11 protein-coding genes are annotated in these 12,288 nt (G+C 67.6%); 9 read left to right on the forward strand and 2 right to left on the reverse strand.

Annotated elements, in window-relative coordinates; genetic code table 11:
* Nucleotides 1–7: 7 nt before the first annotated feature.
* Nucleotides 8–1,945, reverse strand: a complete 1,938-nt coding sequence (locus VFW04_13975) for a beta-L-arabinofuranosidase domain-containing protein (protein ID HEX5180439.1) — start codon at nt 1,943–1,945, stop codon at nt 8–10.
* A 516-nt stretch (nt 1,946–2,461) separates the two neighbouring features.
* On the opposite strand from VFW04_13975, the gene bioF reads away from it, so the two are divergent.
* From bioF to bioB, 4 genes are read left to right on the forward strand one after another with little or no spacing between them, the layout of a single operon-like run.
* Nucleotides 2,462–3,670 carry an 8-amino-7-oxononanoate synthase gene (gene bioF, locus VFW04_13980; GenBank protein ID HEX5180440.1) on the forward strand — a complete coding sequence of 403 codons (1,209 nt, stop codon included), beginning with the start codon at nt 2,462–2,464 and terminating at the stop codon, nt 3,668–3,670.
* Complete coding sequence (locus tag VFW04_13985) at nt 3,667–4,935, forward strand: adenosylmethionine--8-amino-7-oxononanoate transaminase (GenBank protein HEX5180441.1); 1,269 nt, start codon at nt 3,667–3,669, stop codon at nt 4,933–4,935. The genes bioF and VFW04_13985 overlap by 4 nt, the downstream gene beginning before the upstream one ends.
* Nucleotides 4,932–5,663: a dethiobiotin synthase gene (bioD, locus tag VFW04_13990; GenBank protein HEX5180442.1), complete on the forward strand. Its 732-nt coding sequence runs from the start codon at nt 4,932–4,934 to the stop codon at nt 5,661–5,663. The genes VFW04_13985 and bioD overlap by 4 nt, the downstream gene beginning before the upstream one ends.
* Nucleotides 5,660–6,709, forward strand: a complete 1,050-nt coding sequence (gene bioB / locus VFW04_13995) for a biotin synthase BioB (GenBank protein ID HEX5180443.1) — start codon at nt 5,660–5,662, stop codon at nt 6,707–6,709. Before bioD ends, bioB begins: the two co-directional genes overlap by 4 nt.
* Here bioB and VFW04_14000 read toward each other — a convergent pair.
* Nucleotides 6,687–7,133 (reverse strand): copper resistance CopC family protein, encoded by a 447-nt coding sequence (locus tag VFW04_14000; GenBank protein HEX5180444.1) that lies wholly within the window; start codon nt 7,131–7,133, stop codon nt 6,687–6,689. The genes bioB and VFW04_14000 overlap by 23 nt on opposite strands.
* A 126-nt stretch (nt 7,134–7,259) precedes the next feature.
* Here VFW04_14000 and VFW04_14005 point away from each other — a divergent pair, with 126 nt between their 5' ends.
* The 5 genes from VFW04_14005 to VFW04_14025 all read left to right on the forward strand — a co-directional run bounded on the left by VFW04_14005 (nt 7,260) and on the right by VFW04_14025 (nt 12,286).
* Nucleotides 7,260–7,748 (forward strand): hypothetical protein, encoded by a 489-nt coding sequence (locus VFW04_14005; GenBank protein HEX5180445.1) that lies wholly within the window; start codon nt 7,260–7,262, stop codon nt 7,746–7,748.
* 54 nt (nt 7,749–7,802) lie between these two features.
* On the forward strand, nt 7,803–8,192 hold the full coding sequence (locus VFW04_14010) for a hypothetical protein (GenBank protein HEX5180446.1): 390 nt from the start codon (nt 7,803–7,805) through the stop codon (nt 8,190–8,192).
* A 236-nt stretch (nt 8,193–8,428) separates the two neighbouring features.
* Nucleotides 8,429–10,495 (forward strand): TonB-dependent receptor, encoded by a 2,067-nt coding sequence (locus VFW04_14015; protein ID HEX5180447.1) that lies wholly within the window; start codon nt 8,429–8,431, stop codon nt 10,493–10,495.
* 130 nt (nt 10,496–10,625) lie between these two features.
* Nucleotides 10,626–10,763: a hypothetical protein gene (locus VFW04_14020; protein ID HEX5180448.1), complete on the forward strand. Its 138-nt coding sequence runs from the start codon at nt 10,626–10,628 to the stop codon at nt 10,761–10,763.
* A 41-nt stretch (nt 10,764–10,804) separates the two neighbouring features.
* Nucleotides 10,805–12,286 (forward strand): CHAD domain-containing protein, encoded by a 1,482-nt coding sequence (locus VFW04_14025; protein HEX5180449.1) that lies wholly within the window; start codon nt 10,805–10,807, stop codon nt 12,284–12,286.
* Nucleotides 12,287–12,288 lie beyond the last annotated feature (2 nt).

Consider the following 12,288-nt stretch of genomic DNA (forward strand, 5'->3'; position numbering starts at 1 on the left):
CGGCCGTTCATGCGCCGCGCGGCGTCACGTTCCAGTACACCGCGTACCGCTCGTCGATGACCGTGTTGAGCGGCACCAGCGTCACGTCCGTCGCCTGCCCAACGGTGTGGAATTCGAGCGGCGCTCCGGCGGCCGACCGCTTCGTGATCCACGCCGACGGATCGGCGTCCAATGCCGTGAACGACGGCGCCGGCACGGGATCGGCCTTGTACTCGGGGACGGTGCGGGGCTTCGTGGGCTCGGCGCGCAGCACATCGGGTGTCAAGCCGGCGCTGCCTAACCGGCCGGCGAGCACCAGCGGCCCGTACATCAGGGCCTGCACGGCCGGATTGTCCGGCGTCGGATCCGCGTGCAGGCCCATCGGCAGCGCCATCTCCAGCCGATCGCCATCCTTCCACGTGCGGTCGACCACCAGATAGCTGCTCGGACCCGCGAACGCGTCCAGCCGCCGGCCGTTGAGCGTCGCCGAACCGGCGCGCCCAACCCAGTAAGGCACACGCACGCGCATCGCGAAGCGCGTCGGGCGCGCGCAGTGCACGGTGAGGCGCGTCGATTCCTCGAGCGGAAACCGCGTCTCTTGCGTGAGGCGCACGCCCCGCTCCCGATCGTCCAGCTCCGACGCGATGAACAGATTCACGTACACGCCCGCGTCGTCGTGAAAATAGATGCTGTCGCCGAACTTCGAGTACGACTCGAGTCCCGTCCCGTTGCAGCACCAGAACGACTCGTTCGGATGACCGAACAACTTCCAGTAGCCCGATGCGAGCGGCACATAGTACAGCGTCATCCCGTCGGCCGGATGCTGCGTCCCCAGGATGCCGTTGAACAGCGCGCGTTCGTAAAAGTCCGCGCACCGCGGATCGGCAGTCCAACCGAATACATGGCGCGTCAGCTTGAGCATGTTGTACGTCGTGCAACATTCCTGCGTGTATCCGCTCAATTGCGTCGACAGCACATCGGGCTCCGCCTGCCATCCTTCGCCGTTGCTCGTCCCGCCGGTGCAGTACGCGCGATGCCCCGTGACCTCTCGCCAGAAGTAATCGGCGACTGCGTGGTACCGCGCATCGCCGACGACCTCGTACCGGCGCGCCGCGCCGATGATCTTGGGAATGGTCGTGTTGACGTGCAGTCCCTTGAGCTCGTCGCGCCCCATGGCCAGCGGCGCGAACACCCGCTCGTGGTCGAACCGGTGCGCCAGCTGCGCCCACTGCGCATCGCCGGTCACCGCCGAGAGATTGTACAGCACTTCGTTCATTCCGCCGTACTCGCGCTCGAGCACGCGCGCCATCGCCTCGTCGCCTAACGGAGAGACCCAGCCGCGCGTCCACGCGGCCAGACCCGTGAGCACCGTCATCGCCTGCGCGTTGCCGGTGTACGCGTACGTGTCCAACAGCCCGGCGATGATCTTGTGGATCGTGTAGAACGGCGCCCACACGTTCTTCCCTTCGCGCAATCGGTCGAAGAACTCTTCGGGAAACGCGCTGACGTACCCGTTGCCATGTGCTTGCTGGCACTGCGCCAGGACGCTCACCACGTACGCGCCGCGCTTCCGCAGTTCCGGATCGCGCATGCTCGTGCTCATGAGCGCGCACCCCGACATGAAGTGCCCGGTATAATGCCCGCGCAGCTCGTTCACCGGCGCTTCCCAACCGCCGAGAGGTTGGGCCGATGATGCAAGACCGGCTGTGATGCGGAACATGTGCAGCAGCCGGTCGGGATCGATGCTCAGCAGATGACGGCGCGCAATTTCAGTTTGATCGAGAAACGGACCGGGGCGCAGTTGGACGCGCGCGAGATCGAATGGTTGCACAATGCTGGGGTCGCTCGCAGCGCCCGAGAACCATCGCCGCCGTGCAGCCAGCGCGCGTCGCGGCCAGATGGTCGCGGCCGCCGCTGCGGCCGCCGTGCCAATCACGAACTCTCGGCGCGTCACGTCGCTACTCATTCGATCTCACTCCGCGCTCGTCGGCCAGATCGGGTCGCATCGCGAGCCCGCCGCGCGCGCCCCTCCATTTTGCGATGCTACGCCGAGGCACTCGCGGCGTCAATACAACGTCCCGCAAGGATAGAGGTACAGTTTGGATCGCTCGGCTGCTCCGCGCTGGATCCAGCTCGGCTCGTGAACATCATTCGTTGTTTGTTGGGCTCTTCGGGAATTCCCGGGAACGTGGTCGGGAAAAAAATCGAACGAATGGTAGAACATGGATCGTGAGGCGTGCCGGACGGTCAGAGTGCTACGCTCATGAAGACGCGGACAAAGCACGACACAACGGACACGACACGAGCAACACCAAGGCTTTGATTTTTGTCGGTGCTTTGTCCGTTGTGTCCTGCTGTGTCCGCGTCTTCATGAACGTAGATGCAAGCCATGAGGGAACAGCATCCCGGCCACTCGCTCAGGAGAAGAACCGGTACCGCAAGCGCTTGACCGCGCGTCATCAGCGCGCGTAGTCTCCGCACCATGCCAACTCGTGCGATCGCACAATCTTCCTCGGCGCTCGATACTCTGCTTCGCCGCGACCTCGCCGTGCTCGACCATGCGGACTTGCGCCGCGAGACGCATGCGGTGCGCGGCCGCCGGGGCGCCGCTGTGTCCGCCGACGGGCGCGCGGCCGTCGACTTCTCGTCTAACGACTACCTGGGCCTGGCCGGCGATCCGCGTATCGCCAGTGCGATAGCGGCCGCGCTCGCGCGTGAAGGCACGGGGGCGGCCGCCGCCCGACTCATTTCCGGAACGAACGAGCTCCACGAGCAGCTCGAGCGAGCGCTCGCCGTGTTCAAGGGGACCGAAGCCGCGCTGCTCTTTTCCAGCGGCTACGCCGCCAACACGGGTGCGATACCGGCGCTCGCCTCCCGGGGCGACATCATTTACGCCGACGCCCTCAACCATGCGTCACTCATCGATGGATGCCGGCTGTCGCGCGCCGAGGTCAGGATCTTTCCGCATCTCGACGTCGATCGGCTCGACGATCTGCTGCGCGATGACGCCGGCCACACGGGTCGTCGATGGATCGTCGTCGACGCCGTGTTTTCGATGGACGGCGACGTCTTCCCCCTCGACGCGCTGGTGGCGCTGGCGCGCGAGCACGGCGCGTACACCTACGTCGACGACGCCCACGGCACCGGTGTGTTAGGCGCAACCGGCCGCGGGTCGGCCGAGCACTACGATGTCGAGCGCGACGTCGACGTCGCCATGGGCACCCTTGGCAAGGCTATGGGAACCACCGGCGCGTTCATCGCCGGCTCGCACCCGCTGCGCGACTGGTTGCTCAATCGCGCCCGCGCGTTCGTGTTCACAACCGCCGCGCCGCCCGCGCTCGCGGCGGGCACGCTCGAAGCCCTGCGCATCGTCGAGACGGAACCCTGGCGCCGCGATGCCCTGCGCGCCAACGCGCGCTCGATCCGCGACGGCCTGCGCGCCCTCGGCTACGATGCCGCCGGCAGCGCCGACGGGCACATCATTCCCGTGATCATCCGCGACGCCGCCGAAACGGCTCGGCTGGGCGCCGCGCTGCGGGCGCGCGGCCTGCTCGTCGGCGCCGTGCGGCCGCCGACCGTCCCGTTAGGCAGCTCGCGGCTGCGCATCACCGCCAGCGCGGCCCACACGCTCGAACAGATCGCGCGCCTGCTCGAAGCCCTCGGCGACCTGCTGCCGCGGCGCGGCTCGTGACCGCCGCCGCGTGGGCCGCGCTCGACGCGCGATACGTCTGGCACCCGTATACCCAACACGGCACCGCACCACTGCCGGTCCCAATCGTCCGCGCCGAGGGCGCACGTCTGCATACCGCCGATGGTCGCGTCCTGCTCGACGCGATTTCCTCGTGGTGGGTCACGCTCCACGGGCACTGCAATCCGGCGATCGCCGCCGCAATCGCCGAGCAGGCGGCCACCCTCGAGCAGGTGATCTTCGCCGGGTGCACCCACGAACCCGCCGCGCGCCTCGCCGCCGAGCTCGTGAACGTGCTGCCGCCCGGCCTAACGCGCGTGTTCTTCTCCGACGACGGCTCGACCGCCGTCGAGGTCGCGGTCAAGACCGCGCTCCAGTTCTGGCGCAACAACGGCGAAAGCCGCCCGCTCATCGCCGCCCTCGAACACGCTTATCACGGCGACACCTTCGGCGCCATGAGCGTGAGCGCCCGCGGCACGTTCACTGATCCCTTTGCCGACCGCCTCTGGTCCGTCGAGCGGCTCCCCGATCCCGTCGATGGGGACACCGTCGCCGCCTTACGCACGCTCATCGACCGGCGCGGCTCCGAGCTCGCCGCCCTCATCGTCGAACCGCTGCTGCTCGGCGCCGGCGGCATGCGCGTCTGGTCCGAGCACACCTTGCGCGCGCTCGCCGAGTGCTGCGCCAAGGCGCACGTGCTCCTGATCGCCGACGAGGTGCTGACGGGGTTCGGACGCACGGGACCCCTCTTCGCCTGCGCGCGCGCCGGCGTCGCGCCCGACATCATGTGCCTGTCCAAGGGCCTAACGGGAGGCGCGCTCCCGCTCGGCGCCACGATCACGACGGAGCGCATCTTCGAGGGATTTCGGAGTCAGGATCGCCGGCGGACGCTGTTTCATGGACACTCGTATACGGCCAATCCCATCGCGTGCGCCGCCGGACGCGCCAGCCTCGCGCTCCTCGACGCCGACTCGGCGCGGAGCCGCGAGGCCATCGAGCGAGCGCATCGCGAGCACATGGCGCGGCTCGCGGCGCACCCGCGCGTGCGTCGAACGCGCGTGCTCGGCACCATTGCCGCATTCGACGTCGATGGCGAGGAGGGGTATCTCAGCTCCGTCGGCAGCGAACTTGGCGCATTCGCGCTCCGCAACGGCGTGCTGCTCCGCCCGCTCGGCAACGTCGTCTACGTGCTGCCGCCGTTCTGCACCACCGCCGACGATCTCGCCGTGATCTATCGCGTCATCGAGCGCTTTCTCGAGTCCAGATGATCCGGTTAGGCGTGACTGGAACCGACACCGGCGTCGGCAAAACCACCGTCAGCCGCGCGCTCCTCGGCCTCATGCGTGCCGACGGACTTCGCGTCGCCGCGATGAAACCGGTCGAGACCGGCGTCGCCGCCGATGACCCGGCATCCGACGCACGCGCGCTCGCGTCGGCTGCCGGCACCGCCGCGCCGATGCGCGATGTGTGTCCCATCGTGCTCGGCGAACCGCTCGCTCCGTGGATGGCCGCACGACGCGCCGGCCGCGCGATCTCGATGGACGTCCTCGACGGCGCGCAGCGCCGCCTTTCGACCGACGCCGATGCGGTGCTCGTCGAGGGCGCCGGCGGCGTCCTCGTTCCGATCACCGAACGCGACACCTATGTCACGCTCTTCCGGCGTTGGGCCCTCGATGCAATCGTCGTCGCGGCCAATCGACTCGGCGCCATCAACCACACGCTGCTCACGGTGTACGCACTACGAGATGCCGCCGTGCCGGTGCTCGGCGTCGTGTTGAATGAAATCGACGGCGCCCCGCCGGATGTTGCACGCGCCACGAACCTCGAATCGCTCCAGGCGTTGCTTCCGGATACGCCGGTGGTGAGCTTCCCTTGGCTCCCCGCGCCGGCCGACCATGCGTCGCTGGCGCGCACCGCCGCGGCAAGCAGACTGCGCGAGCTGATCGCCCGCGCCAGGCTCGGACACTCTGTCGACGAAGGACGTGTGAATCGATGACGTACGAGTACGAATTCCGCGATTGGGATGCGCTCGCCGGACAGTCGCTGGCCGGCGAAATCGTTAGGCGCGAAGATGCGCGCGCAGTGCTCGCGGCGCCGGACGAAGCGCTGCTCGCGCAGCTCGCCGCTGCCTACCGCGTGCGGCGCCACTATTGGCAGAACCGCGTGCGATTGCACTTCCTGCTCAACGCGCAGAGCGGCCTGTGTCCGGAGGACTGCCACTACTGCTCGCAGTCGGCGATCTCGACGGCGGAAATCGCCAAGTATCCGCTGCTCGCGCGCGAAAAGATCCTCGCCGCGGCCGAGCGCGCGGCAAGCGTCAAGGCCGGCACGTTCTGTCTCGTGATCTCCGGTCGCACGCCCGGCGAGCGGGTCTTTCAGAAAGTGTTGGACGCGGTACGCGCCATCCGCAGCACGTACGACCTGCGCGTCTGCGCGTGTCTCGGATTGCTGAGCGAAGAGCAGGCGCGCCGCCTGCGCGACGCGGGCGTCACGCAGGTCAATCACAATCTGAACACCTCGGAACGGTTCCACGCCGAAGTATGCAGCACGCACACCTTCGACGACCGCCGCCTAACGGTAGAGCACGTGCGGGCCGCCGGGCTCAAGACCTGCTCAGGCGGCATCGTCGGCATGGGCGAGTCCGACGATGACATCATCGACCTCGCGCTTTCCTTGCGCGCGCTCGAGGTGCGCAGCGTCCCGCTCAACTTCCTGATTCCGATTGCAGGCACGCCATTCGCCGATCGCGGCGCGCTCGACCCGCGCCGCTGTCTGCGCGTCTTGTGTCTCTTCCGGCTGCTGCTCCCATCGCAGGAGCTCCGTATTGCCGGCGGACGCGAAGTGCACTTGCGATCGATGCAGGTGATGGGACTCTATCCGGCAAACTCCATCTTCATCGGCGACTACCTGACCACGCCCGGCCAGGCGGCGCGCGACGACCTGGAGATGATTCGCGACGCCGGCTTCGTGCTCGAAGCCCCCGATGGATCGCCGCTCACTGGAGATCCACTCGAGGGCATCACCGAGACGGTGACAGCGTGAATGTCAGCTCGCCGCGTGCCGGATGGCCGTCGCGGGCCATCGTGCGCCACCGGATCAGGTAAGGCCCCGGTGCTAACGGACCACGCACGGCGGCCACGACTGCCGCGGTGTCGCTGCCATCGGACAACGAGAGCGGCGCCAATGGAACCGGCGCGCCGGCCGCCGTGCTGAGCGTGACGCTGGTCGCCGCCAGCTCCGGTTTCTCGGTGAACCAGAACTCGAGCGCTTTGGGCGGTACGCCTAACGTGGACCCGTTGCTCGGCGCCGAACGTTTGAGGTGGGTGTGGAACGCGGCGAATCCGCTCGCGCCCACGACGCATAGCGCCACCGATGCACACGCGATCGCTGCGCGTCTCGCGACGGCCGCCCGCGACACGCCGCGCGCGGCCGCGCGCCGCCCTCCTGTATCCTTCGATTGCCGCATCGAGTCTCCTCAGTCCCTTTCAGTGACCGCGGCGCAGCTCCGGTGCGCCGCTTCCTCATGAGCAAGATGACCGCCGTGCACGCCGGGTTGAAGAGGCGCTGCCTCTCGCATCGACTCGTTGGCGGCGTGTCGCTTACACTATTAGTAGTAGCCGTGGCCGCCGCGGCATCGTGCGACCATCCGGGCGCGCCCAACACTGCGCCCGCGGCGCGGCCACTGCCTCTCTTTCATCTCGCACTGCTGCGCCGCACGTCGGACTTTTTCTACGGCCTTACGGTCATGCGCTGCGGCGACGGAACGCCGTACTGGACCTTCGGTGATCGCGGCGCGAAGGGCGCCCCGCCCGACACCGTCACCTACGGCGTGCCTCCGCGCGGATACGAAACCCACATCGGTCCGCTCTCGCTCGACCCGGGCTGCTATCGCGTCGAGATCACCGGCGGCGCCAGCACGCGATTCAGTGTGGAACGCGATGGTCGCATTGTCGCGCTCGATGATTCCGCCATCGTCACAACGACCACGCTCGCGCCGGACTCGACTAAGCATCGATCCGACACCACGACGCATCCCTCCGATACTGCCAAGCATCCCCGGGACACGACCATTCATCTCTGAGCTGCGAGGCCGCACGGCCTAGCGTCAGAGACGTCGGGCGGTGACATTACGTCCATGCGTCGCCGCTGGTACACCCGCATCGGCTCCGCGCTCCTGGCGATCTGGTTCGTGCTGTGTGTGAGCGAACCGGTTGCCGCCATGCATCGGTGCCCGATGCACGACGGCGTTGCCGGCCTCATGGTCATGCCCAACGGGCAGACGATGGCCGGCGCGGCGCAGCTCCCGCACAACCCCGACCAGCAGCCCGGCCCGACGCACCACGACTGCACCTGCGTCGGCGATTGCGCCGGTGCGACGTTCGCCGGTATCCCGGCGGTGTCGGTGACGCTCGCCGGCGCCGGTGTTCGCGTGCTGCGCGTCGACACTCCCGCCGCGCCGGTGACGCATCCGGTGCCGGCGCCGCACGCCCGTCCCTTCGCCAACGGACCTCCCGCCATCGCGTGATGCACGCCCGAGGCGCGACGCGCCTCGCCGCTGTTCACTCACGCGCTCGCTCACGTCGGTGCCACCGCGGCCTAACGGTCCTCCGGTGGCGCGTGTCGCGCGCACTCTGAAGAGATTGACCGCGCCGGTTTCGATGGCCCCAGTGCCGTCCCACGCCGGATCCACGGTCGCGACATACGGGACGACACATGCTCTGCTGCCTAACCGAGAGCCGGAATCGCCGGTCGAGGACAAGCGTGGCCACCGCAGTCTTCGCGCTCGCCTGCGCCGCACCGGCCTTCGCCCAGACCACGCCGCGCGACACGGTCGCCCGCGACACCACGACCCGACGCGATACCACGACTCGACGCGACACCGTCGTGCGACGCGGCACTGTCGTACGACGCGACACCACCGCGAGGCGCCTCGCCACCGTGACCGTCACCGCGGCCCCGGTGCGACGCAACGAGCCGCAGTCCGCCATCACCGTCTCGCCATCGGTCATCGCGCTCACGCCGGCGACGTCTCCATGGGACCTCCTTCGACAGAGCGCCGGCATCGAAGTGCACCTCCAGGGCCAGGGCCCCGGCTTCGCATCGGATGCGTCGATTCGCGGCTTCAGCTCGGACCATTCGACGGATCTGGCCCTCTGGATCGATGGCGTGCCCATCAACGAGCCGATCAACGGACACGCTGAAGGCTACAACGACTGGGGACTCATCTTTCCCTCCGCCGTCCAAGCGATCGACGTGATCAAAGGCCCAACGAGCGCGCTGTTCGGGAACTTCGCGCTCGCCGGCATCGTGAACGTCCACACGCTCGAACGCATGCAGGGCAGCGAAGCGACGGTCGATGCCGGCACGGCAGGACACATCGATGCAACCGTCCTCACCGGCTTCGACCACGGCCCGGAAGGCGGCGGCGTATTCGGCGCCCGCTGGGACCACGAGGACGGCTGGCGGCCTAACAGTCGGTCCGATGTCGAACAGGGACACTTCCGCGTCGTACACGACCTCTCGTCCGCCTGGCGCATCGACGGCGGCATCGAGCTCTACGGCGCCCAATGGAAATCGCCCGGTTTCCTCAGCGAAGACGAGTTTGCCGCGCGCGACTACGACATCGTGTCCAATCCCACCGACGGCGGACGAAAATATCGCGCACAGGAACGTATCAGTCTCAGACTATTGTCTGGCCCCATGCTGTGGCGCACCACGCTGTACTCGACGCAAGGCAACTGGAAATTCTTTCTCACCATTCCGCCGGCGGGCGGACGCTTCGAGGGCAGCGGGAGCCAAACCGAAGAAGTCGATCACCGCACAGGACTCGGCGCCACCAGTGCGCTCACGTGGAGTCTTCCCCACACCGACCTCACGGTCGGCTTGGAGTCGCGCTGGGACGAGTCGCACTACCAGAACTGGTTCTCCACGGACCGCGTGCCGGACTCCGCTGCCACGCTGGTCCACGCGAAGCAGACGTCGGGCGCGATGTTCGTCCAATCGGACATCGACGCGACGTCGAGACTGCGGCTCAGCCTCGGCGCGCGCTATGATCTCGTCGACACGCATTCCACACCGGAGGGCGAATTCACGGCCGGCGACAGCCGCGGCATCGTGTCGCCGAAACTCGGCGCCCTCTTCCGCCTAACGGATGCGCTGGGCGTGTACGCGAACGTATCGCGCGGATTCCGCTCGACCGATGGCATCATCGATGACCCGTCGCTCCCGTTCATCACCGCGTGGGCGTACGAGAGCGGACTCAAGCTCGATCACAACGACGTGCACGGGTCCCTCGCGGTCTTCCGTATGGATGTCAGCAACGAGCAGACATTCAATCCGCTCAGCGGCGCGTCGAGCAACGGCGGCGCGAGCCGCCGCCAGGGCGTCGAGGTCGAGCTCGAGGCGCCGATCGCGCCCATGCTCTCGATGTCGACCGATTGGACGTTCAACGACGCCCGCTACAACCGGCTGATCACGCAGCAAGAAGATGATCCGTCCGTCATCGATACGCTGTCGGGCCTCCGCGTGTACAACACCGCCCAGTACGTGGGCATCGCATCCTTGCAGTTCACGCCGCGCGCGCAGCCCTGGCGGATTCGCGTTAGCACAAATGTCGTCGGCCCGTACTCTCCGTTCGACGAGCCGGGGGTCGTGCTTCCAGCGTACGGCCTGTTGCACGTCGGCGGCCTCATTCAGATCGGCGTTGCCCAGCTCGAGGTCGGCGTGCGAAACGTGCTCGACAAGGCGTACCCGGAGCTTGTGGCAGGGCACGTCGTGTCCCCGGGACAACCGCGCTCATTCTACGGGACGGTGCACTATGCTTTCTGATGGAAACAAATGCCGTCCCCGAAATCCGTTGTAACAGATATGCGGTCATGCTGTTAATATTTCCTGACTTGACGCGCCATCTGGTGCATCACATTGTTGCACTCCCGCGCGCATGCGACCGAGAGCGTTCATGTACGATTATCGCCGCCGTTCACGCTGGCTCCGATCGATCCCCGCACCGTCCAAGGCCGAGGCGGTGCTGCTCGCCTCCGTCGCGGCGTTCATTGTGGGAGAGCTCGCCTTTTTCTGGTTTCGTCAGCACCAGTAACCAACCAGACATAACCGCGGGCGAAAGCCCGTTGGCCCGCCGTGAACATCTCGCTTCCCGCTGACGCGCTGGATCGGCCCGCCGCCGAGACAGCGCGACGCATCGCGCTCGCGCATGTCGCCGCAGCGCGCGCCGCGTACGATGTCCGCGACGACGAACGCGCGCCCGATGCGCTTCACGACCTTCGTGTCGCGCTCCGCCGGCTCCGAAGCTGCGACCGCACCTTCCATGACGAGCTCGACGACAGCCTCTCCAAGAAACGCCGTCGGAAACTGCGGCGGTTGGCAAAGGCCACCGGCGCCGGGCGTGACGCCCAAGTCCACATCGAGTGGATCGAGCGCGAGCTGCCTTCGCTGACTCGCCGCCAGCGCGCTGGCGCTGCATGGCTGCTCGAACGGATGCGCGCTTCCAAGCAAGAGCAGGACGCCCGGATGCACGCGCGGCTCGCCGATCAGCTCGAGCCGCTTTGCGAGGGGCTCGAGCACGCGCTGTCCACCTGGCAGCTCACGGTGCACCTGGACGAGCCCGTGGTTCCACCGAACGCCGCGCACGTGCTCGGACTCCGACTCGCAGCACTCGTCGATGGGTTTGAGCGCAGACTCGCGCGCGTGCACGATGCGGTGGATCAGCGGTGCGCGCACCGCGCGCGGATCGCGTCAAAGCATCTGCGGTACGCGCTCGAGCCGTTCGCGGAGATTGTGCCCGATGCCGCTCCGTTAGTCGACCGGCTGCGCGTGCTGCAGGACACGCTGGGCGACTTGCACGACGCGCACCTCTTTGGAGGCATCGTCGCTGATGCAATGGAAGATGCGGCGCACGAAGCAGCGCAGCGTCTGGCCGCGATGGTGCGCGACGGCAGCTCGCTCGCTGGCGTCCGCTCGACTGCCTCAGGAAGCCGCGACCCGCGTGCGGGCCTGCTCGAATTGGCGCGGCGCCTCCACGCGCGCAAAGAATCGCTCTTCGGCGCGTTCACGGTCGAGTGGTCAGGCTCGGCGTCGCGGCCGTTCGTCGATCGCGTTCGCGAGCTCGCGGGACGGCTCGCGCAGCGCCGCGCCGCGGGAACCGAGATCGAGCGGAAGTACCTGCTCAGCGATCTTCCGTCTGGTCCGTTAGGCGATCCGGCCACCACGGTCCAGGACATCGCGCAGGGCTACCTGCCCGGCGGGCACGTCACTGAACGCGTTCGTGCGGTCGTCGCCGACGGCGTCACGCGGTGGTATCGCACGGTCAAGGGTGGAAATGGCCTGGTGCGCCTGGAGCTGGAGGACCAGATCGATCGGAACCTGTTCGATGCGCTGTGGCCGCTGACCGCCGGCCGGCGCGTGCACAAGCGCCGTTATCTGGTGCGCGAGGGCGACGTCGAATGGACGATCGACGAGTTTCTCGACCGACCATTGACATTGGCCGAGGTCGAGCTGGCCCAACCAGACGATGCGCCGCCGCCGCCGTCGTGGCTCGCGCCGCACGTCGATCGAGAGGTGACGGGAGATCCCACCTACGACAACGCCCGCCTCGCGATGTGACT

The sequence above is a fragment of the Gemmatimonadaceae bacterium genome (assembly GCA_036273715.1).
GTDB lineage: Bacteria > Gemmatimonadota > Gemmatimonadetes > Gemmatimonadales > Gemmatimonadaceae > JADGGM01.